The sequence below is a fragment of the Mesonia aquimarina genome (assembly GCF_003667275.1).
Classification (GTDB): Bacteria; Bacteroidota; Bacteroidia; order Flavobacteriales; family Flavobacteriaceae; genus Mesonia; species Mesonia aquimarina.
In genome coordinates, this window is sequence record NZ_RCNV01000010.1 from 100,498 (window position 1) to 124,179 (window position 23,682).

The window sequence follows — 23,682 nt, forward strand, 5'->3', positions numbered from 1 at the left end:
TAACTATTTGATTATTATTTTATTGCTATGCTGCTATGTTGTTATCTTGTTATGTTGTTATGTTAGTATACTCATAACTACCTCACAGCGTAACTTTGTAACAACTTTAATTTGCTACTATTCGCCTTCTTCGGATGTATACTGCTTCCTATAATACGTTTGATAAGTCCCACTGGTAACATGCTGCATCCATGCTTCATTTGCTAAGTACCAGTCGATTGTTTTGGATAAGCCTTCTTCAAACGTCACGCTGGGCTTCCAGTCCAATTCTTTATTGATCTTACCGGCATCGATAGCATAACGCAAATCGTGTCCGGGACGATCGTTTACAAAGGTGATTAATTGTTCACTTTCTCCTTTTTCTCTACCTAATTTTTTATCCATTTGCCGACAAAGCAGCTTTACTAAATCGATATTTTTCCATTCATTAAAGCCTCCTATATTATAGGTTTCCCCGAGTTTCCCTTTTTCAAATAACAGCTTGATCGCAATAGCATGATCAATAACATATAGCCAATCGCGGGTGTAATTACCATCCCCATAAACAGGCAAGTTTTTTTTATGGATAATATTATTGATGAACAGGGGAATTAACTTTTCCGGAAACTGATTCGGTCCGTAATTATTGGAGCAATTAGAGATCACATAGGGCAAAGCATAGGTTTCTCCATAAGCACGCACAAAATGATCGGAAGAGGCTTTTGACGCAGAATATGGGGAATTCGGATCGTAATTCGTTTCTTCTGTGAATAAGCCGGTTGCACCCAATGTACCATACACCTCATCGGTACTGATATGGTAAAATAATGCCCCCTGTCCCCCCGAAGGGTGAAGTTTACTTTTCCAAGTATTTTTAGCTGCTTGAAGCAAATTTAAGGTTCCCATAATATTTGTTTTGGCAAAAGCCAAGGGATCGGTAATCGAACGATCTACATGCGATTCGGCTGCTAAATGAATCACCGCATCAAATTGATATTCTGCAAATAAATCATTTATTTTATCTGCATCGGTGATATCAGCTTTTAGAAAAGTATAATTTTCTTTATTCTCAATATCCGTTAGATTCTCTAAATTCCCAGCATAAGTGAGTGCATCTAAATTAAAAATATGATGCTCCGAATACGAATTGACAAACAATCGTACGACGTGGCTACCGATAAATCCCGCACCTCCGGTAATTAATATGTTCTTTGTTTTTAATTTAGATGATTTTCCCATAATTAATACTACTCTTCTTGTCCTGTGAAATAAGATTTGAGCCATATGCTTTAGGCGAGTTTCTATAATAAGGCTTCGGATTCAAAACACTTCAACAGGCTCAGTGTGACACTCAACTACTGTCATATTGAGCGAAGGAACGGAGTCAAAATATCTTTCAGTTGTGAAGAAGAAGATTTCTCGATTTCATTTAGATTCATTTGCTGTTATGCTGTTACAAGTTATCTTGTTATGCGGTTATGCAGTTGTCTTGTTATGATGTTATCTGGTTATGGTGTTATCTTGTGTTGCAATATGCCATATGCTTTATGCTGTAAGCTATAGTTTTGTTATGGAGTTATGCTGTTATGGTGTTACACGCTGTAAGCTTTAAGCGGTATGCTTTAAGTTAGTTTCTGAAAAAGGTTTTTTGTTTGCATTTCATTCCTCTCGTTCGAAATCAAAAAGATTAATATACCTAGCTAACCGCTAATAACTAAAGGGTTATTGCTACAAACCTACTTCTCGATAAAATTACTCCTTTCGTCGTAATCACTCGAAGTGACAGCTCATATAAGCTAAAAAAGACCCTTCATTTTCAAATTAACATATTAATTTATTCTAACTTCAAACTTCCAGCTTATAACATTTAACATTTAACATTATTCATTTAACAATTGAAAACACTTCGACAAGCTCAGTGTGACACTCGACTACTGTCATATTGAGCGAAGGAACGGAGTCGAAATATCTTTCCGTCGTGAAGAAGAAGGTTTCTCGATTTCATTTAGATTCATTTCCTGTTATGCTGTTACAAGTTACCTTGTTATTGAGTTATCTTGTGATGCAATATGCCATATGCTTTATGCTGTAAGCTATAGTTTTGTTATGGGGTTATGCAGTTATCTTGTTATGATGTAGTTTAGTTTCGCCTTGTCCGTTCGAGTGTTTTTAAGCACAATTCAATACTTCTCGATAAAATTACTCCTTTCGTCGCAATCACTCGAAGTGACAGCTCATATAAGCTAAAAAAGACCCTTCATTTTCAAATTAATATATTAATTTATTCTAGCTTCAAACTTCCAGCTTAAAACATTAAACATTTAACATTATTCATTTAACAATTGAAAACACTTCGACAGGCTCAGTGTGACACTCGACTACTGTCATATTGAGCGGAGGAACGGAGTCGAAATATCATTCCGTCGTGAATAAGAAGACGCTTCGACTTCATTTCATTTCGCTCAGCGTGACAAATATTTTTCAAAATTCAGTATTAAACATTCAACATTATTCATTCAACATTAAACACCTAAAGCTCCTCACTCCAAATCAACAAGGGTTGTTCTTCGTTGGCTTGTAAATAAGCTTGTTCTGCTCCCGGCTCTAATAACACATAGCGAATCGGTTTATGAATGATGCCTTCTGCTTTACTGATTAAATGCGTTAAATACTGCCGATCGATCTCCTCTCCTACTAAGATTAAATCGATTACTTCTGCTTCCAACCCTCGCGCTAACTTCCCTTCTAAAAACACCCGTTCTAAGTTCCCGATTTTCGACAACACATGATTGATAATTTCATCGATCCCTACATATTTTCGTACAATGCCTTGCATTTCCTTAAATAAGGGATGACCTGTATCGGCTTTAAAGTATTTGCGATTACCTTCTTTTTCACTTTCCAGCATACCCGCTTCTTCAAAACGGTTCAATTCTAAACGTATGGCATTGGTACTTTCGCCAAACTCTGTTTCCAGGCTTCGCAAATACGAACGACTGCTGCTGTTCAAAAAGAATTTGAGCAGGAGTTTTATTCGTGTTTTAGAACTTATTAAGGTTTCTAACATGGTTTTATGATGGGGTTAGGTGTAGGCTGTTTGAATGTTATGTTGTTATGGTGTTACGCTGTTACGCTGTTATTTTGTTAGGCTGTAGGCGTTGGTATAGGTATATGCTTTAAGCCGTAAGCTTTAGGCTTTATGCTAGTTTTCTATAGAAGCACGAATCAGGAAACAAGAAATAGGACTTTTTTCGTTTTTAAGTTAAGACTTTCCGACTTCCGACTTCCGACTTCAAACATTATTCATTCAACAATTGAGGACACTTCGACAGTACTAGTTGTGAGTTCAGAATGTAGCGTTATGAGTTAGTATTAAAGTGGTGAACGTTCATTTTCAAATTAACCCATCACCAAATTAGTCCTTTCCAGCTTCCAACTTCTAGTTTCTAGTTTCTAGTTTCTAGTTTCAACATTAGACAACTAAAACATACTTCGACAAGCTCAGTATGACAATTTCAATTTTTATTTTCAAATTGATCCATCAACACATTAACTTCTTCCAGCTTCAAGCTTCAACAATCAAAAAACGCTACAACAGTACGAATGTCATGCTGAGCTTGTCGAAGCATTAGTAAAGTTTGTATTCGTTTAATAACTATCCGTTACCTTTTTGGTGTTGAGTATAGTTCTTTGCATATTCCTTTAGCCTTTCCCAATCTTTATTAATCAAGGCTTCCTTTTTCTTACGAGTCCAACCTTTTAATTGTTTCTCTTTTAAAATAGCTAAATTAACATCAGTAAACGCAGCATACCATTTAAGCTTAACAGGTCTTCTCAAATAAGTATAAGAATCTTTATCCATGCCTATATTATGTTCTTCAACTCTTTCGAATACGTTAGATGTTACTCCTATATAATAAGAGCTGTCTAAACATTCTACGATGTAAACATAATATAGTTTCATTATAGTTCATAAGCACACTTCGACAGGCTCAGTATGACAATTTCATTTTTCATTTTCAAATTTACCCATCATCACATTAACCCATCACCAAATTAGTCCTTTCCAACTTCCAACTTCTAGTTTCTAGTTTCTAGTTTCAACATTAAACAACTAAAACATACTTCGACAGGCTCAGTATGATAATTTCAATTCATCATTCCCATAGCTTCGCCTCCTCAGTCACAGACTAAGTCAGCCAACAATGGGTTTGTATTATATTAAACCGCCTCTACTTGGGCTTTTGAAAGCTCTACGCTTAGTGAGCAATTTAACTGCTCTAATTGCAAACAGACTCGGTTTTTTTGTTGTCGTATCACCACTCCGTTTTTCCCTTCAAACACCCCGTGTTTTACACGCAATTGTTGTCCGGGCTCATAGTGTGTTATAGCAATGGTTTCGGCAGCATAGTCATTAAAAAAGGCTTGCACCGATTGCATTTCTTTTTCTGAAATAACCGCCGGTTGTTGCAACCAATAGACAAAAGCCACCACACCCGGGGTTTTTAATACCTCCAAGCGATTTTTTGCTGTCGTTTTAACAAACACATACGAAGAAAAATAAGGAACCTGTACTTTTTTCTTGCGATCGCTCCATTGGCGAACTTCCGTTTTTAACGGGCAATACGCCTCGAAACCTTGTTGGTCTAAGCGATCGTTAACTTTCTTCTCCGCCCTGCTTTTTACATATACTGCATACCACTGCATAAACGAGTAGTTTTTTTACTCAAACTAACGACAAATATAGAATATTCGTTTTATTTTACAAACGCTTTTGTTAAACAAAGCATTAGGAGAATGTTAAGTTATGGAGTTATCTTGTTATGGGGTTATGTTGTTATGTCGTTATGTTGTTATGGGGTATCAGGCGGTAAGCTTTAAGCATTTTGCTTTAGGCGTATTTCAATAACATAGGTTGCTTTCAAAACACTTCGACAATTTCGATGGTTATCGGGATCGGAACCATCGGGGATCAAACAGCCTAAAATTTTATGCAGCCGGCTCTGCAAATTTTACGAGCTATTTTCTATAGGCCGGTTTTTCTCAACTATAAATAATTTTTTTTTGAAAGAATTTTTAGTTTCCTTTCATCTCTTCTCTATATTCTTTTTTCTTTTTATTAAAAGCAATACACTTTAAGCTATACGCTTGTTCCTAAACAATTATCCTTCATTTTCAAAAACACTTCGACAGGCTCAGTGTGACAGATCATTTTCAAATTTTCAAATTATTCCATTATCATATCAACCCCTTCCAGCTTCTAACTTCCAGCTTCAAACATTCAACATTAAACATTAATCATTTGACAATTAAAAACACTTCGACAGGCTCAGTGTGACAGCACGTATGTCATGCTGAGCTTGTCGAAGCATTAGTTAATGCTTGTAATAGCTAAATAACTATCAGTTGAGCAGAAGAAGATTTCTCGACTTCATTTGGATTCATTTCCTGTTATGCTGTTACAAGTTAGCTTGTTATGGTGTTTTATTTTTATGCTGTTTGCTGCATGATATATGCTTTAGACTGTAGGCGTATTTTAAATAAAACCCCTTCATTTTTAAATTAACGTATTAATTTATTCTAGCTTCTAACTTCCAGCTTCCGTTTTCGACTTCAAAACACTTCGACAGGCTCAGTGTGACATTTTAATTCAAAATTTTCAAATTGATCTATTACCACATTAATCCTTTTCAGCTTTAACCTTTAAACGTCAAACATTCATCATTCAACATTCATCATTCAACATTCAACATTCAACATTTAAAACTATCCCTCTATAAACAAAAAAATCCCAAGCTATGCTCGGGAATTTTATACTACTTAAATAAGTGCTCACTTATCACTTACAGCTTATTGCCTATTGCATATTGCTTAAGGCTTAAGGCTTAAGGCTTATTGCTTCATACCACAAAACTACACGATCATACCTGCCGCAACAGTTTCATTGGTACTTTCATCTATTAAGATCAGACTACCGGTATTGCGATTTTCGCGGTACGGATCTATCATTAAGCGACGCGAGGCACGAACCCTAACACGAGCAATATCATTCATCGCTAGGTGATCATCATCAGTAATGCGGTCATAGGTATTGATATCTATTTTATACACTACTTTTTTAATCATGGCACGTTGCTCATTAGCGGTATGCATTAAGGTGTATTTTGTACGGGGTTTTGCCGGCTCATTATTCAGCCAACATAACATTACATCAAATTCCTGCTCGGTTTCCGGTTGGTTGTTGGTTTTTACCAGCATATCGCCTCGACTGATATCGATATCATCTGTTAACGTAATCGCTATAGACATTGGTGCAAAGGCTTCTTGAACCTCTTCTTCTCCGGCATTGATACTTTTAATGGTTGAGGTAAAGCCTGATGGCAATACACTTACCTCATCGCCTACTCGGTATATTCCGCTGGCAAGACGCCCGGCATAACCACGGTAATCGATAAAGCCTTCTTTTTGCGGACGGATAACGGTTTGTACTGCAAAACGCCCGTCTACCTTATTGATATCACTACTGATATGCATATTTTCCAACTCATGTAATAGTGGAGCACCTTGATACCAGTCCATATGGGTAGAGCGGTTAACCACATTGTCGCCTAACAAAGCACTAATCGGAATAAAACGTACATCTTTAATCAAGAGTTTAGAGGCAAATTCTTCAAACTGACTCATAATATCTTCATAAACCTCCTCTTTAAAATCGACTAAATCCATTTTATTGATGCATACAATAATATGCGGAATCTGTAGCAACGAAGCGATAAAGGTATGCCTTTTGGTCTGCTCGATAACCCCATTACGCGCATCGATTAAGATGATGGCCGCATTGGCTGTTGAAGCACCGGTTACCATATTACGGGTATACTGAATGTGCCCCGGGGTATCGGCAATAATAAATTTTCGTTTCGGGGTGGTAAAATAACGGTAAGCGACATCGATGGTGATACCCTGCTCGCGCTCATCTTTTAAGCCGTCGGTAAACAAGGCTAAATCTACCCCTTCTTGTCCTTTTTTCTTACTGGTATTGCTAACCGATTCTAGTTGATCTTCAAAAATTGATTTTGAATCGTATAACAAACGTCCGATAAGTGTACTTTTTCCGTCATCTACACTTCCGGCCGTCGTAAATCGTAATAATTGATTTTTATTTATTTCCATGGTAATCGCTTTATACTTTAGGCTTTAAGCCGTAAGCTTAATCCCTATATTTTTAACAAATACGTTGTTTTATAATTAACTTTTCAGTTTCTGACTCAAACGATACAATTTACGCTTGACGTGATTCACCTTCTCATTTAACTCTTCAGAAGTCGTATAATCAATAAAATTTAAATCCTTACTTAATAGAATAAAATATTCTAATTCATGAGCAGAACCTAAGCTGATTTGAACAAACCGATTAAAATCTTTATCCGAATCCCTACCGCATCCTTCACTAAAATTAGATGGAATTGAATAGGCAGCTCTTCTCATTTGTGATATTAGTTGATACTTTTCATCTTGAGGGTAATTGCTTGTCAATTTATAAATATCAAGTGTCAATTTATGTGACAGTTTCCAAACCTCATATTTACTAAAATCCCTCATCAAAATTCTTTTAAGTGGTTAAAAAACAGCTAAAAGCTTAGTGCTAATAGCTTACTGCTTAGTAATTAGAAATACCCTTCCCGTTTACGGTCTTCCATAGCTGTTTCTGAACGCTTATCATCGGTTCGATTACCACGCTCTGTCTGCCGCATGGCCGATACCTCTAAGGCTATTTTCTCTAAGGTATCTGCATCACTCTCGATCCCGCCCGTAATGGTAATATCGCCTAAGGTTCTAAACCGAATTTTTTTGGTAAGAATTTCTTCATGATCTTCTAACTGCAGGTATTCGGAATTCGGAATCCACGAACCGTTTCGCAACACCACTTCTCGCTCATGTGCAAAATACAAGGAAGGAATCTCAATATTCTCTCGCTTGATATAATTCCACACATCCATTTCAGTCCAATTACTAATTGGAAAAGCTCTAAAATGCTCTCCTTCAAAATGCTTACCGTTGAGTAAGTTCCATAATTCCGGACGTTGGTTTTTAGGATCCCATTGTCCAAAATCATCTCGATGTGAAAAGAAACGTTCTTTGGCACGGGCCTTTTCTTCATCGCGTCGGCCTCCCCCAATGGCACAATCAACTTTATTAGATTCAATTGCATCTAACAAGGTGGTAATTTGCAAGGCATTTCGAGTAGCATTTTTCCCTTTTTCCTCTTGCACCCGTCCTTGATCAATCGATTCTTGAACCGAGCCCACGATAAGCCGCGCTCCTAGATTTTCGATTAAATCATCACGAAACTGAATAGTTTCCGGAAAATTATGTCCGGTATCCACGTGCATTAAGGCAAAGGGTATATTTGCCGGGTAAAAAGCTTTTTTAGCCAGGTGGGTGACTAAAATGGAGTCTTTTCCACCGGAAAATAAAATTACCGGATTCTGAAATTGCGCGTGTACCTCTCGTAAAATATAAATCGCTTCCGATTCTAATTCATCGAGGTAATTTAAATAGTATTTATTCATAATGCTGGCATTATCTAGGTTATTACTTTTTTATTGTTTTTGTATTTTAGGCTGTAGGCTGTACGCTAGTTTTTTTTTAGAAACAAGAGACACGAACCAAGAAACAGGACTCTTTTTCTATAGTAAACAAAAGAGTTAATTGTCATGCTGTTCCGATAGCTATCGGAATCGATTCAGCATCTCATCCTTTTTTATTCATCAGTTAATAGCTAACAGTTTTCAGTTACTAAATTAGTTTAGGTTTTCTTCATAAAGGAATTTAAAATTCTACATTTTTTAAAAGCGTTATGCTTTAAGCGCTAAGCTGTAAGCGAATTTCTAAAAAAGACACCTTAGCTTCAAAACACTTCAACATTTATCATTTTAAGACAATTAGTACTCTATTAAATTTCTTCATTTTCAAATTTTCAAATTGATCCATGATCACATAAACCTCTTCTAGCCTCCAGACTCAAGCTTCAAATCAACATTCTTTTCTACATATTCTTTACTCTTTTTTCTTATTATTGAAAGCTGTACGCAATATGCTTTAGGCTGTACGCTAGTTTTTTTTAGAAACAAGAGACACGAAACAAGAACCAGGACTCTTTTCATTTTCAAGTTAAGACTTCCCCGACTTCTAACTTCAAACATCCAGCTTCCAACATTCAACATTATTCATTATTCATTAAACAATTGAAAAACACTTCGACAGCTCCGTATGACAATTTCATTTTCAAATCAACACATCAGCACATCAACCCCTTCCAACTTTCAACTTCAAGCTTCAAGCTTCTAGCTTCTAGCTTCTAGTTTCTAGTTTCTAGTTTCTAGTTTCAACATTAATAATTCAAAATTTCAACTGTTTCACCAACTGCTCTAAGCCTTCCTCTAAACTCAATTTTTCGGTATCAATTACAACATCTGCATGCTTGGGTGCTTCATACGGAGCGGATATTCCCGTAAAATTAGCTATTTCTCCTGCTCGTGCTTTTTTATATAAGCCTTTAACATCCCGCTCTTCACATGTTTCAACACTCGCTTTTACATAGACTTCCATAAAATTATCGGCACCCACAATTTCTTTGATAGCCGTACGATCTTTAATCAACGGAGACACAAATGCTGCGATTGTTAGCATTCCGGCATCCACAAAGAGTTTTCCTATTTCCGCTATACGGCGTAAATTTTCCGCTCGTCCTTCCGGGGTGAAATCTAAGTCTTGATTGATTCCTCTTCTGATGTTATCACCATCCAACACATAAGTATGCAAGCCTTGTTGATGCCAGTAACTTTCTAAGGCATTTGCTAAGGTGGACTTTCCCGAACCCGACAAGCCCGTAAACCAAATCAACTTTCCAGGATGCTGATGCAGCTGTTCGCGTTCTTTACGCGTTACTTGATAATCTTGTTGAATGACATATTTATTCATAACCATGTTCTCTCTCTTTTGTTAATCCGTAAGACGATTTATACCATACCCGCTCATGGAGGTAATACAACAACATTTTGGTGATCACTTCAGCCAAACCAATCTGTAATCCGGCCATAGGATCTCCCGAAATGATCCACGCTAAGGTCATGGTATCCAGCGTTCCTACTAACCGCCAGGTAAGTGTTTTAGCGATATGCCGCTTCCGACTTTCGAGAATTTCACCTTCTTTGGACAAGTTTAAATTAAACCACACCCGTTCATGGAGGTAATACAACAGCATTTTAGTCACCACCTCTGCTACTCCGATACTCAAACCTAGCAATGGATCGCCGGTAATTAGCCAAGATAATAAAATGGTATCGATAGTCCCAACCATACGCCAGGTAATGGTTTTAGCGATATGTCGCTTTCGTGAACTATGGTGTTGATTTTTCAAGCTTTACTATTATATTAATTAAGCGATGATCAAATTTTTTACAAATAACTTAAAACCTACAATTCCCACCAAATTTATAGGAGTTAAAATTTAAATTTTTTTAAAAGCTGTAGCCAGTATGCTTTAGGCTGTACGCTAGTTTTTTTAGAAACAAGAGACACGAACCAAGAAACAGGACTCTTTTTCTATAGTAAACAAAAGAGCTAATTGTCATGCTGAACTCGATTCAGCATCTCATCCTTTTTTATTCATCAGTTAATAGCTAACAGTTTTCAGTTACTAAATTAGTTTAGGTTTTCTTCATAAAGGAATTTAAAATTCAACATTTTTTAAAAGCGTTATGCTTTAAGCGCTAAGCTGTAAGCTGTAAGCGAATTTCTAAAAAAGGACACCTTACCTTCAAAACACTTCAACATTTATCATTTTAAGTCAATTAGTACTCTATTAAATTTCTTCATTTTCAAATTTTCAAATTGATCCATGATCACATAAACCTCTTCTAACCTCTAGACTCAAGCTTCAAATCAACATTCTTTTCTACATATTCTTTGCTCTTTTTTCTCTGCTCTCCAAATTATTAAAAGCTGTACGCAATATGCTCTAAGCTATATTCTAATCTTTATAGAAAATGAAACAGGACTCTTTTCGTTTTCAAGTTAAAACTTCCCCGTCTTCTAACTTTAAACATCAAACATTAAACAAGCCTTTATTTTTCAAATTGATTCATTAAACATTCAACCTTAAACATTATTCATTCAACAATCATAAAACACTCTAACAGACCTGGGGTGACAATCGGCTACTGTCATATTGAGCGAAGAAACGGAGTCGAAATATCTTTCTGTTATGAAAAGAAGAAAATTTTCGGTTTCCTTGATTTCATTTCTTGTTATGTTGTTACAAGTTATCTTGATATGGTGTTGGGTTGTTAGCTTTAAGCTATAAGCTTTACGCTATAAGCAGCATTCATTATACAGCTTCTATTGATAGCTGGTTATTTTTTTGCGAGTGGAATTTAACATTTAACATTCAACCTTCAACAATCAAAATACACTTCGACAAGCTCAGTGTGACACTCGGCTTTTAATCTATTGAGCGAAGCAAAAGAGGCGAAATATCGTTTCGTTATTAAAGAAGAAGGCACTTGGGTTTCACAAATGTCATGCTGAACTTGTTTCAGCATCTCATTGCGGGTAGCTGTAAGCTATAGGCTTTACGATATAAGCAGCTTTTAGTATACAGTTTCTAATGACAGTTTGTTATTTCTTTGAGAGTGGAATTCAATCTTCAATAGTTAACCTTCGACAATTAAGGTTAAACATTATTCAAAACGTAAACGACTAGTCTAGCATTCCTTTTTGATTTTGTTCACGATCTACAATATCAGCTAAAGTAGCTTTCTTTAGACGTCGAACTGTTTCATTACGAATCTCCATAACAACTTGCCGAATACCGCAAGTTTCTTCATCAACACACTCTTCGCAAGGCTCATAATAGTCGTAGGTAACACATGGCAATAAAGCGATAGCGCCATCAAACAAACGGGTAACTGAGGCCATATGGATTGCTTCAGGTTCTTTATGAAGGGAATAGCCTCCATATTTTCCTTTCTTACTATCTACAATTCGAGCATTTTTAAGCTCCACCAAAATAGATTCTAAGAATTTTAAAGGAATATTTTGTGCTTGAGCAATTGTACTTACCGAAATTGGAGCTTGAGCACGATTTCGTGCCAGATAAACCAAAGCGTTGAGAGCGTATTTTGTTTTTTTTGAGAGCACTTTTTGTATTCTATGAATTGCCCAAAGATACATGTTCTTTAAAAAAACGCCTCCTTTCTCCATTTAATTTGACTATTTTTACAAGCAAAAGTTAGGGTCAACCAAACTTTTGCTTATAAAAATACAACAGTCTAGTTACACAGCCTAAAAATAACTTTAAATTTCTAAGGCTATTTTTTTATATTATTTAAGTCAGTGTTATAATTAAATCCTTGGAGAATTTATTTAATGGTGCAGTGATAGGAAGTGGTCGTTCTGGTGCAACTGCCGCCTATGAATTGGCAAAAAAAGGAATAAAAACCATACTTATCGAAAAAGAAACATTGCCACGCTACAAAACATGTGGAGGCGGTTTTGTGTATAGAGGACTAAGAAATATGCCTTTTTCGGTAGATGAAGCGATCGACATTAAGTTTAATGAAGTAGATATTCTCTTTGGCGCGAAAAATCTTTCGTTTAAAACGAAAAGAGAAAAGCCTATCATTAGCATGGTAATGCGTGATCAATTTGATCATCTCATCGTAAAGAAATCGCAAGCTGAAGGAGTTGAATTATTAGAAAATACTAAAGTTGAAAATTTAATATTCCATGAGGATTATACACAAATAGAAACTTCACAAGGAAAAATAAATACCAAATTTATCATTGCTGCCGATGGTGCACTAAGTCCAACAGCAAAATTAACCGGATGGGAAGAAACCCGGAGAATGTCTCCCGCATTAGAATATGAAATTACGGTAAGCGACGAAACTTTTAAAAAATTGGCTGAATCGGCTAGATTTGATATTGATGCTGCTCCCCAAGGTTATGGTTGGTGTTTTCCTAAAGCAAATCATTTATCTGTAGGCTTGGGTTGCACTATGAAATCTAGTAAAAAGATCAATTTAAAAAAAGCTTACCAGGAGTATCTTAAAATGTTAGGCATAAAAGAAGTTTTAAGTGAAGAAGCGCACGGATTTATCATCCCTACTTCTCCGCGGACTGATGGTTTTGTTAAAAAGAATGTATTTCTTACCGGTGATGCTGCAGGGTTTGCAGATCCTATTACTGCGGAAGGAATTTCTAATGCAATCGCTAGTGGTTTAATGGCTGCCCATGCTATTATTGAAAGTCAATTAAATGTAGAGAAAGCTGAAACTTTATACTTAGAAAAATTAAACAAAAAGTTACTCCCTGAACTAGAAACAGGCATAAAATTAGCTAAGATTTTCTATGGTCAAAAAAAATTACGCAACATTTTATTGAAGAAACACGGACAGAGAGCTGCAGAATATATGACCGATATTTTTATGGGCGATAGTACTTATCCTCAAAATTTCTATGCAAAGGTCAAGCAAAAATTTAAGATCCCTTTTTAAACATAAAAAAAGGCTGTCTAAAAAGTCTATTTTTGTCAACCTGAACTTGATTCAGGTTCTCATACTGATTTGTATTTCAGGATTATGAGATTCTGTTCCGAAAGCTATCGGAATAAATTCAGAATGACGCTTTTTTATTTTTTTAGACAGCCTCTTTCTATTCGAAATTAAAATGATGGTTATGATATAACCTCAAAGTTTTTTGCACTTTGTTGTGCTTGTTTAATTTCTTCGCGTTGCTTTACCAAAATATCTTTAGTTGTTGGTGGTAAATCTTCAGCAATTACTTCATCATATTCATTAATTGCAGACTGCTCTCCACGTTGAACTTCTTCCATAATATTTTCATGCTTATCTGAAGAAACCGCGGCTTTTAAATCCATCCACGCGCGATGAGCAGCTCCTTTTACACTCCCTCCTTTATCTGGAGATTTTCCGTAATTTTTGATTTCAGACTTTAATTGATGTCCAAAATCATAACGTTTCTGTGCTTGTTCAGATAAAAAATCTTTCATTTTTGGGTTTTCAACTCGTTCTGCAGCATCTTTATATCCTTTTTCTGCATCGTAGTTTTTTTCTAAAAGCTGATTTAATCTTTTTGATACTTTGTCTGTAAATTCCATAGCTAATTTTTTATTTAAATTTAGCATACAAACCGATTGCAAGTGAATTAATTAACTATGATTAACAACTGATTTAACGAAGATTAACGAATAAAAATAAAATGACTAATTATTAATTTGTTCAACGTTTTTTTCTTGATAAATAGCACGTTTAGGAATTGGAATTTTAATTCCGTTTTCATCAAGCGCCTTTTTTACCGCTTCAAGCTGCTCCCAATAAACCGGCCAATAATCTACCGATTCTACCCAACAACGTGCAACAACTTTCAATTCATATTCTCCTATTTCATCCAGCCATACATCCGGTGGTATTCGCTTTATTATTCTAGGATGTTTGTAAAGTGTGTTAATAATGATCTCGCGCACATGATCTATATCAGCTTCATAAGAAAATTTCAATTTTAAATCTATTCTGCGTTCATGCTCCATTGTTCGGTTATCTACATCACTATTGGAAACATTTCCATTAGGCATGGTAATTATCCTGCCGTCAAAAGTTTTAATTCGCGTATAAAGGATATCAATTTTTTGAACAAAGCCTAAATTATTATTGACATGAATTAAATCTCCGACTTTAAAAGGCTTAAAAACCAATATTAAAACTCCGCCTGCAAAATTCGCTAAACTTCCCTGTAGAGCTAAACCGATGGCAATTCCAGCAGCACCGAAAATTGCTAAAAAAGAAGCGGTCTTAATTCCTAAAATTGAACCAATTATAAAAAACAAAAAACCATACAGTAAAAAAATAGAGAGACTTTCAATAAAGGTAGTTAAAGATAATTCTACTTTAGATTTTCGAAGGATATTCTTTAAAATTCGCATTGAAATTTTAATCACAAAAATTCCTAAGAGTAAGCATATTAAAGCATAAATTATATTAGGCCCTATTTCTACTAGAAAATTTAAGAATTGTGATTTTACTTCAGTCCAAAAACTTATATCCATCGCTTGTATTTTAAAGCTTAATTTACAATTTTTTCTGATCAAGTCTTTGTTGTGCTTGCATCAAACTTTTTTGCAATTCTTGATATTGTGTTGTTGCTATAATTATTTTTTCAGGTTGGTTTTTTAACCGAAAACTTAAACCCAGACCAGATTGAGCACAAAAAAAGGTTTTGCCTCCATAGCCCAATTTCCAACCCATTCCGTAATACCAAGGAATAGTTTCTTTCTGAAAACTATCTGTCTTTATTTCATCTATCGTATAAGCTTTTCTTATACGTCCTGCACCAAAACGTAAACACAGTTCATTTTCACTAACTTCAATTCTTAATTGATACAAATGATAAAATAACAAGCACAGAAAAACTAAGGAAATTAATAAGGTTAACACTGCTAATTGATTAGCTGCTGGATTTAACAGTAGATTTACAATAGCTATTGACACAAACAAAATCAGCATCCCCACAGGAATGCTGATAATATAACTTATAATTCTTTCTTTATATAAAATACGACTCATTAATAAGCAAAGATTTCTTGAATTTTAGCTTTTACTTTTTCAGTTGAAGGAATCATTGTTTCTTCTAAGGTAGAATTCAATGGGATTGCAGGCATATTTTCTGAACCAATCGTCATAACCGGTGCATCTAAATATTTAAAACACTCTTCCTGAATTTTACCCGATAATGCTCTAGCAAACGTATTATCTGAAGGTTCTTCAGTAACTACTAAACATTTCCCACATTTTTTAACCGATTTCATAATGGTTTCTTCATCCAGCGGAGAAAGTGTACGTAAATCGACTACTTCAATTTGATCTTGCATTCCTAATTCTTCGGAAGCGTTCATCGCCCAATGCACGCCCATTCCATAAGTAATAATAGACAAAGTTTCTTTTTCTTCTTGCTTCCAAATTTCTTGCAACACCCAAGCTTTCCCGAAAGGCAACACGTAATCTTCACTTGGTTCTACTGAAGTTGCCCCTTTTGTTCCGGGAACTTTGCTCCAGTATAAACCTTTATGTTCAAAAATCACTACCGGATTTGGATCGTAATAGGCTGCTTTCATCAATCCTTTTAAATCTGCTCCATTACTCGGATAAGCAATTTTTAATCCGCGGATATTGGTCACCACACTTTCTACGGAAGAAGAATGATATGGACCACCGCTTCCATAAGCGCCAATCGGAACACGAAGAATCATTGAAACAGGCCATTTTCCGTTAGATAAGTAACAGCTTCTACTTACTTCTGTAAATAACTGATTTAAGCCCGGCCAAATGTAATCTGCAAATTGAACCTCGACAATAGGTTTTAAACCAACAGCTGACATTCCTACCGTTGACCCGACGATAAATGCTTCTTGAATAGGTGTATTAAAGACGCGATTATCTCCAAATTTCTGTGCTAAAGTTGCGGCTTCACGAAAAACACCGCCTAATCTTCCACCAACATCTTGTCCGTAAAGCAAACATTCTTTGTGTTTTTTCATCAGTTCTTCAACTGCGAAAAGGGCACAATCTACCATCACTACTTTTTCAGCTCCTTCGGGAGAGCGTTCTCCTTTTTCTTCGGTGATCGGCGTCGGAGCAAAATCATGCGTAAATAAATCTTCCGGTTTGGGATCTTCTGCCGCTAAAGCTTCTTGATAACTTTCCTTTACTTTTACGCTAGCCAAAGCTTCAATAGCTTCTAATTCATCTTCCGTAAAATCATTTTTAGCGAGCATTTCTTTCATCTTCGGATAAGGATCGCGTGTTTTTGCTTCCTCCAAATCATCTCGATAAAATTCCATTCGCACGCCGGAAGTATGGTGATTTAGCAAAGGAACTTTTGCATGAATAAGCATTGGTCTTCTTTCCTTCCGGATAGTTTCTAAAGCTTTATTAATGGTAGTATAACTTTCTTCAAAATCAGTTCCATCAATACTAATTGCCTCTAAACCTTTAAAGCCTTGTGCATATTCTGCTGCATTTTGAGCTCTTGTTTCTGCTTCACTGGCAGAAATATCCCAACCATTATCTTGCACCACATATAAAATTGGCAATTGCTTTAACACAGCCATTTGAAAAGCTTCAGCAATTTCCCCCTCGGTAACACAAGCATCCCCTAAGGAGCAAACTACAACCGGCTTTTCATTATTTTCTAAGGCTTTATCATGCCCCATATCTTTAAAAAAGGCATATTGCTCGTCGGCTTTAAAAAGATCTCCCCCTTCACGATAATACATCCCTAAAGCAACACCGGTAGCCGGAATTGCCTGCATTCCTGTTGCTGAACTTTGATGAGGAATTTTAGGTTTATCGGCATCTTTTAAACTCGGATGCGAATAATAGGTTCTTCCTCCCGAAAAAGGATCGTCTTTTTTTGCCAGCACCTGCAACATTAAATCTTTAGGCTCCATTCCGATTCCTAATAAAATTGAATCATCTCGGTAATATGGAAAAACATAATCTTGCGGTAAAAGCTGCATTCCAACTGCTGTCTGAATTATTTCATGTCCTCGAGAGGTTGCATGCACGTATTTAGATACTGTTTTAAAGTTCTCTTCATATAAATCTGTCATTGCCTTTGCTGTACAAAGGTTTGAGAATGCTTTTTTGAATATATCTTTGGTTATCATTTTTTTATTTTTTATTCATTTTTAGAACCACGACACACGACTTTTTTGAATCAAGACACTTTAAGAGTCAAGACTGTCAATAAAATTCGAAATTTTACTTTGTAATTTTTGTGCATTATTTATTAAACTCAGATATTTTTCTTCCGGAAGAAAATTTTGACGAAAACAAACTGTCAGCTGGGTTTCCCATTCATAAGTAGAGCCCAAACTATCTTCTAAGTATTTTACAAAATGCTTATCGGTTCTTTTACTAGATCCTTCTGAAATATTTGAGGCAATGGAAACAGAACAACGATTCATTTGACTTCTCAATCCAAATTTTTCATAATCTGGCAAAGTAGAAGTGAAAGAATAATTTTCATCAATCAAATCCATAGCTTCTATCCAGATTTGTAATTTTTTAAAGTTATGTCGTCTCATTTTACCCCTGTCTTGTTTCTACTTGTCTTGTTTCAAAACCTCCTTTTTATATTAAAATCTTCAAAATAATCGGCAACGCGACGCAAAAAACTACCACCTAAAAATCCATCGACTACGCGATGATCAAATGATAGGGATAAGTACATCATACTTCTGATTTCAATTTTATCGCCATCTTCGTATTCCATTACCTCTGCCCTCTTTTTGATAATCCCGGTTGCTAGAATAGCAACTTCAGGCTGATTAATAATTGGTGTTCCCATTAAGCTTCCGAATGTCCCAACATTGGAGATAGTAAAAGTACTTCCGCTGGTATCGTCGTGTTTCAATTTATTATTTCGAGCTTTATCAGCCAACTGATTTACCTCTTTTGCAATTGTTTGTAAATCTTTTTCATTCGCTTCTTTTACGACAGGAACAATTAAATTTCCACTTGGTAAAGCGGTAGCCATCCCGATATTTATGGATTCTTTTTTAATGATATTTTTCCCATCAACACTTACATTAATCATCGGAAAATCTTGAACCGCTTTTGCTACAGCTTCAACAAATAATGGGGTAAAAGTTAATTTTTCACCGTATTTCTCCTGAAAGGCTTTTTTATTAGCATTTCTCCAATTTACCATTTCAGTTAAATCAGCTTCCACATAAGCGGTTACGTGTGGAGAAGTATGTTTAGAAAACACCATATGATCTGCTATCATTTGGCGCATTCTGTCCATTTCTACAATTTCTCCTTTTCCTTTATCTAATTTTAAATCTGGAACTTGAAAACCATTGTTTTCAGGAATAGCTTGTGCAAATTGTGCCGGCCGCCCTTCTTCAATATACTTAAAAATATCGCTTTTTCGTAAACGCCCCTCGTGACCGGTTGCAGGGATTCGCGCTAATTCTTCATAACTGATATAATAATCTTTCGCTATATTTTGAATTAAAGGAGAAAAAAAGGTATTCTGATTTTCATTTAGCGTATAACTTTTAGAAGTAGAAACCGCTGGTTTTTTTTTAGCAGCTTTTTTAGGAGCTACCGCTTCTTTTGGTTTGTCCGGCGACTTTTTTTCTGTTTGCTTTTTTGTAGGCTTAGCCGATTGATCTGCTGAAGCTTCAATTTTTGCAATGACTTGCCCTACTTGCACCACTGTATCTGCTTGTGCTAAAATTTCGGTTACTTTTCCGTTGGCAGGCGCAGGAACTTCAGAATCTACTTTATCGGTAGCGACTTCTAAAATTATTTGATCTTTTTCTATTTCATCTCCTTCATTTACCAACCAATTAATGATGGTTCCTTCAGAAATGCTTTCACCCATTTTGGGTAATTTAAACTCTATTGTTGACATAAATAAGCTTATGTAATCGTTATATTTTGTACGTAAACAAAAATAGCATTTTATGCTTATTTATAGGGCTTATTTTCAGCTTTTAGTAGAAATCAATTACTTTTTTCTAAGATATTTTAAAAATAGTAATGCAAAAGAGGTCGTCTAAAAACAAATTAGGCGACCTTTTATATTTTGCATTATTCTCACCTCTTTTACTATTTGTTGGTTACAATTCATTAATAGCTTTTAAAAATATGGCTTAGCGATGATTATATTGCTAAGCTCACTTTTTAAAGGTTATGTACCATTGCAATTAAGTCTATTTCAGTCTCTACCTTTTCTATTCCTCTTAGCATAAACCTTTTGAAGTTCATATTGTGCTTGATATTACCAAACACAGCTTCAATATCCCAACATCATTGTTTGCGTTGTACTACTCCTTTTGGACTGAGCAGTTTTCCCTTAGCTTTTTCCTTGAGCCTTATCAGTTTATGGTTTTTTTCAACTATTCTATTGGATTTGGATTTATAACAGAAGGAACGGATGGGACAGCCAGAGCAATTTTTCGCTTGATATCGTTCTATCTTTTGTTTGCTACCTGTTGCTGTTGTTTTTTCATAGCTCCCTATGTTTTCCATCGCATGACCCATCGGACAGTAAATAGTATTGGTCTCCTTGTTGTAAAACAGCCTGTTTGCAGCAAAGGGCTTTTTGTGCTTGCCCTTTTTTTATCCAGCTGATCTGTATGGAAATAATTATACTTGACAAAGGCCTCAATATGGTTATCTTCTAAATAGGTCTAGTTTTCATCACTGCCATAACCTGCGTCTGCAGTTAGTCTCTCTGGTGTTTGATCATATCCATCAATAAAGTCTTTTGCATGCTCTATGAGCGTGGTGGTGTCTGCCGTGGTTTGTACCAATGTAACTGGTGATGAACTGATTGTTGGTTGATGCCTGCAGGTTGTAACCTGGTTTTAGTTGGCCATTGAGCATATGGTCTTCTTTCATTCGGATAAAACTGGTATCGGGGTCTGCCTTACTCATTGAGTTGCGCCCACCTATTTGTTGCTCTTGCCTGTTCTATTTTGCAATGTTCTTTGGTCAGTTCTTTTTGGCATAGTTCAGTTTTTGCTTTACTTTTTTGTCAATGGTCTGGGAGACTTCATTGGGGTCAATGGCTTTAAAATCATCTGATCCATTGGGTTATTGCTCTTCTTCCGCATAAACGCTCTCTACATATCACCATAAATCTTTAAGTTGTTTTTAAATGCGTGCGCGGGAGGTCTTTATGCTTTCACCCCAAACAAAGGTCTAGCGGTTTGCACTAGCTTCGATCTTTGTTCCGGCAACATAAATATCTTTTAGACTCAGCTAGCCCTGTTGTGCCAATAAAATAACTACTTGATTGAAAGTTTTTTTTTAACTTACCCTTGAGCTTGGCTGAGCGGAAATTGCTAATAGTATTGTGATCTGGCTTGATGTAGCCTGATAATCACATAAAATGTACATTTTCTCCTAAAGCTTGCTCAAGCTTTCTAGAAGAATATAGATTACGTAAATAAACATAGATCAAAATTTTCAATAAGTCTCCTGGGACGGTAACTGAAGGTGCCACCTCCTTTATAGGTTTTTTCTATAGAAACAATAGCTATCTGATCTATAATTTCATTAACAATACCCACTGGATAATTCTCTGGAACAAAATCATCAGAACTGGGAGGAAGAAGACTTAGTTGATTCTGACCATTAGTCTTCCTAACGGGATTTGATTTCATTCCATGAAAATACAAAATATCAACTGATTAACCATGAAAAAAGACTGCCTTTTTAGACAGCCTCTTTTGCATCTAGATTTAGGAACTAATTAAAATTAGCTAGTGGAAGTAATACATGACACTTCTATATTTTTCAGAATGCTTAGTCTTTGTTAATTGAGTGATTCATCAGAACTGCTAACTTCCAGTCTTCCCATAACTAAGGTTTCTAAAATAATCTCCTCTCCATTTGCAGTATTTTCCATGGTAATGTTTTGAGCTCTTACAATAGTTCTGAAATCGCGAGAAATACTATTTACTTTTACCACATCAATCGTTTCCGATTGTGTGTCTTCCGGATCTAAGTAATTAGGAATACCGTTTTGGTTGGTGTCATCATCAGCAGGATTTAAAATAAATTCTTCCGGATTAGAACTATTCGCATTTGCGTTTAAATCTTCATACCGCGTTATCACACCATCGCCATCATCATCATCATCTAAATAATCAGGTATTCCATCGTTATCGGTGTCTAAATAATTTCCATTTTCAATGTCGCTCCCCAATTCATTTAACGTAAGTACGTTATCGTTGTCATCATCTATATCTAGAAAATTAGGAATACCATCATTATCGGTGTCATCATCAAAATAATTTCCATTTCCATTTAAATCTTCGTCTTCAGCTGGTATACCATCATTATCATCTTGGGCTGTTATAGTAGTAATAAGAATTACTTGTCCGCCATTTGTGGTACTATATTCTTCTAAAACTCTAGGTTGACTTGGTGGTATGTCATTACAGAAATACTCGCCTCCATTTATGGGTGCATCATAGGTGCGGTACACTATTTTGTTGGTTTGATTAAGATTTATGACAAGCGAATCTTGTTGTTCTATACCGCTAAATTTTCCTGTGAAATCTGTTCCTGATAGTGATAAAGATAAACTCTCACTAGGTTCAGTGTTGGTAGTGTATAATAAAGTGATAAGTTGATCACTCGTGTTAACTGCTTCATCTGCTTCACGACAAGCAGTTAGCGTAGCATCTTCATCAAAATCGAATGTAGTTACAATAATATCGCCATCATCACAAGAAAACAAGCTAAAAGAAACAAGTACTATTAAGAAAAAATTTTTCATCAGTCTAGAATATTTTTCAGCAAAATTACATCAATTGCTATTTTATGGCTTGTAATCTATAAAATTATTTTAAATATTATATTTTTGCAGCCGTAAAGATTATAAATACAAGTTATGAAGAACGTATATTTAGATAGTGCAGCAACAACACAAATGAGAGCCGAGGTTATTTCTAAAATGACAGAAGTAATGGAAACTTCTTTTGGAAACCCATCTTCTACTCACGCTTTTGGAAGATCAGCTAAATCTATGATTGAGAATGCGAGAAAAACCGTTGCGAGCTATTTAAATGTTTCTGCTGCTGAAATAGTCTTTACTTCAGGAGGAACTGAAGCGGATAATCTGGCTTTAAATAGTGCAGTGAGAGATTTGGGCGTGCAACGAATCATCACTTCAAAAATTGAGCATCATGCGGTGTTGTACACAGTTAATCAATTGCAGGAATGTTTTGATGTAGAAGTGGAATATGTGAATTTAAAAGAATGTGGAAGTATTGATTTAGATCATTTAGCAAAACTTTTACAAGCTTCAGATAAAAAAACACTAGTAAGCTTAATGCATGTGAATAATGAGGTGGGTAATATTTTAGATATCGAGCAAGTAGGAAGACTTTGTAAGCAATTTGATGCTTTGTTTCATAGTGATACGGTGCAATCTATTGGTCATTTTGAAATGGATTTACAAGAGTTGCCTGTAGATTTCACCGCGGTAAGCGCTCATAAATTTCACGGACCAAAAGGTGTTGGATTTGCCTTTGTACGAAAAAATAGCGGTTTACGCCCCTTGATTTTTGGAGGAGAACAAGAACGCGGTTACAGAGCCGGTACTGAAAGTGTTCATAATATTGTAGGTTTAGCCGAAGCATTAAAAATTTCTTATGATAATTTAGCGGAAGAAAAACCATACATTACTGAAATAAAGAGTTATTTTATTAAACGACTAGAAGAAGAATTTCCCGGTGTCAAATTTAACGGAGGTTGTGCAGATTTACCAAAAAGCACCTATACCTTGGTGAATGTTTGTTTACCTATTTCAGCTGAAAAGGCATCTATGTTATTATTTCAATTAGACTTAAAAGGAATTGCCTGTTCAAAAGGTAGTGCTTGCCAAAGTGGAGCAGAGGGCGGATCTCACGTTTTAAATGCTATTTTAAATGAAGAAGATTTTAAAAAACCATCTATTCGCTTCTCATTCTCTAAGTTTAATACAAAGGAAGAAATGGATTATGTAATTGATGTGCTTAAAAAAGTAATCAATGATTAATTTTTAAAATAGCCCCCAAAAAAAAGCCTAGATCACAAAAATCTAGGTTTTTTTAAT

The 23,682-nt window shown here is 35.6% G+C and carries 19 protein-coding genes and 1 pseudogene; 2 read left to right on the forward strand and 18 right to left on the reverse strand.

Translation table 11 applies throughout. The annotated features are described in order from the left end of the window. Positions 1 to 117: 117 nt before the first annotated feature. The 10 genes from rfbB to D9R05_RS12690 all read right to left on the reverse strand — a co-directional run bounded on the left by rfbB (position 118) and on the right by D9R05_RS12690 (position 12,243). Positions 118 to 1,218 carry a dTDP-glucose 4,6-dehydratase gene (gene rfbB, locus D9R05_RS12640; RefSeq protein WP_121667588.1) on the reverse strand — a complete coding sequence of 367 codons (1,101 nt, stop codon included), beginning with the start codon at positions 1,216 to 1,218 and terminating at the stop codon, positions 118 to 120. 1,291 nt (positions 1,219 to 2,509) lie between these two features. Next, complete coding sequence (locus tag D9R05_RS12645) at positions 2,510 to 3,046, reverse strand: ArsR family transcriptional regulator (protein ID WP_121667589.1); 537 nt, start codon at positions 3,044 to 3,046, stop codon at positions 2,510 to 2,512. Positions 3,047 to 3,634: 588 nt separating this feature from the next. Further along, positions 3,635 to 3,943: a GIY-YIG nuclease family protein gene (locus tag D9R05_RS12650; RefSeq protein ID WP_121667590.1), complete on the reverse strand. Its 309-nt coding sequence runs from the start codon at positions 3,941 to 3,943 to the stop codon at positions 3,635 to 3,637. Positions 3,944 to 4,200: 257 nt separating this feature from the next. Beyond that, on the reverse strand, positions 4,201 to 4,686 hold the full coding sequence (locus tag D9R05_RS12655) for a UpxY family transcription antiterminator (protein ID WP_121667591.1): 486 nt from the start codon (positions 4,684 to 4,686) through the stop codon (positions 4,201 to 4,203). A 1,206-nt stretch (positions 4,687 to 5,892) separates the two neighbouring features. After that, on the reverse strand, positions 5,893 to 7,149 hold the full coding sequence (locus D9R05_RS12660; protein WP_121667592.1) for a sulfate adenylyltransferase subunit 1: 1,257 nt from the start codon (positions 7,147 to 7,149) through the stop codon (positions 5,893 to 5,895). 75 nt (positions 7,150 to 7,224) lie between these two features. Further along, the gene (locus D9R05_RS12665; RefSeq protein WP_121667593.1) at positions 7,225 to 7,578 is read right to left on the reverse strand and encodes a four helix bundle protein; all 354 of its coding nucleotides are present in this window, start codon (positions 7,576 to 7,578) and stop codon (positions 7,225 to 7,227) included. A gap of 65 nt (positions 7,579 to 7,643) precedes the next feature. After that, the gene (gene cysD / locus D9R05_RS12670; RefSeq protein ID WP_317124603.1) at positions 7,644 to 8,552 is read right to left on the reverse strand and encodes a sulfate adenylyltransferase subunit CysD; all 909 of its coding nucleotides are present in this window, start codon (positions 8,550 to 8,552) and stop codon (positions 7,644 to 7,646) included. Between the two features lie 826 nt (positions 8,553 to 9,378). Beyond that, a complete protein-coding gene (gene cysC, locus D9R05_RS12680; RefSeq protein ID WP_121667633.1) occupies positions 9,379 to 9,960 on the reverse strand; it encodes an adenylyl-sulfate kinase in 582 nt (193 codons plus the stop codon). Next, positions 9,953 to 10,399 carry a DUF2061 domain-containing protein gene (locus tag D9R05_RS12685; protein ID WP_262696580.1) on the reverse strand — a complete coding sequence of 149 codons (447 nt, stop codon included), beginning with the start codon at positions 10,397 to 10,399 and terminating at the stop codon, positions 9,953 to 9,955. The genes cysC and D9R05_RS12685 overlap by 8 nt, the downstream gene beginning before the upstream one ends. A gap of 1,340 nt (positions 10,400 to 11,739) precedes the next feature. Then, positions 11,740 to 12,243, reverse strand: coding sequence for an RrF2 family transcriptional regulator (locus D9R05_RS12690; protein ID WP_394340565.1), 504 nt, complete (start codon positions 12,241 to 12,243; stop codon positions 11,740 to 11,742). Positions 12,244 to 12,392: 149 nt separating this feature from the next. On the opposite strand from D9R05_RS12690, the gene D9R05_RS12695 reads away from it, so the two are divergent. Further along, the gene (locus D9R05_RS12695) at positions 12,393 to 13,538 is read left to right on the forward strand and encodes a geranylgeranyl reductase family protein (RefSeq protein WP_121667597.1); all 1,146 of its coding nucleotides are present in this window, start codon (positions 12,393 to 12,395) and stop codon (positions 13,536 to 13,538) included. Positions 13,539 to 13,717: 179 nt separating this feature from the next. Here the strand turns inward: D9R05_RS12695 and D9R05_RS12700 are convergent, their stop codons facing one another. From D9R05_RS12700 to D9R05_RS12735, 8 genes and pseudogenes are all read right to left on the reverse strand, one after another. Further along, positions 13,718 to 14,161 carry a ferritin-like domain-containing protein gene (locus D9R05_RS12700; RefSeq protein ID WP_121667598.1) on the reverse strand — a complete coding sequence of 148 codons (444 nt, stop codon included), beginning with the start codon at positions 14,159 to 14,161 and terminating at the stop codon, positions 13,718 to 13,720. Between the two features lie 105 nt (positions 14,162 to 14,266). Next, positions 14,267 to 15,106: a mechanosensitive ion channel family protein gene (locus D9R05_RS12705; protein ID WP_121667635.1), complete on the reverse strand. Its 840-nt coding sequence runs from the start codon at positions 15,104 to 15,106 to the stop codon at positions 14,267 to 14,269. Between the two features lie 22 nt (positions 15,107 to 15,128). Then, a complete protein-coding gene (locus D9R05_RS12710; protein ID WP_121667599.1) occupies positions 15,129 to 15,623 on the reverse strand; it encodes a hypothetical protein in 495 nt (164 codons plus the stop codon). Then, complete coding sequence (locus D9R05_RS12715) at positions 15,623 to 17,725, reverse strand: alpha-ketoacid dehydrogenase subunit alpha/beta (RefSeq protein ID WP_121667600.1); 2,103 nt, start codon at positions 17,723 to 17,725, stop codon at positions 15,623 to 15,625. Before D9R05_RS12715 ends, D9R05_RS12710 begins: the two co-directional genes overlap by 1 nt. A gap of 60 nt (positions 17,726 to 17,785) precedes the next feature. After that, a complete protein-coding gene (locus D9R05_RS12720; RefSeq protein ID WP_121667601.1) occupies positions 17,786 to 18,145 on the reverse strand; it encodes a four helix bundle protein in 360 nt (119 codons plus the stop codon). Positions 18,146 to 18,177: 32 nt separating this feature from the next. Further along, positions 18,178 to 19,482, reverse strand: a complete 1,305-nt coding sequence (locus tag D9R05_RS12725; protein ID WP_121667602.1) for a dihydrolipoamide acetyltransferase family protein — start codon at positions 19,480 to 19,482, stop codon at positions 18,178 to 18,180. A 272-nt stretch (positions 19,483 to 19,754) separates the two neighbouring features. After that, positions 19,755 to 21,241: pseudogene (locus D9R05_RS12730) on the reverse strand (IS1182 family transposase). 152 nt (positions 21,242 to 21,393) lie between these two features. Beyond that, a complete protein-coding gene (locus D9R05_RS12735) occupies positions 21,394 to 22,362 on the reverse strand; it encodes a hypothetical protein (RefSeq protein ID WP_121667603.1) in 969 nt (322 codons plus the stop codon). Between the two features lie 114 nt (positions 22,363 to 22,476). Between D9R05_RS12735 and D9R05_RS12740 the strand changes: the two genes are divergently transcribed. After that, positions 22,477 to 23,625, forward strand: coding sequence for a cysteine desulfurase family protein (locus D9R05_RS12740; RefSeq protein WP_121667604.1), 1,149 nt, complete (start codon positions 22,477 to 22,479; stop codon positions 23,623 to 23,625). Positions 23,626 to 23,682: the final 57 nt, after the last annotated feature.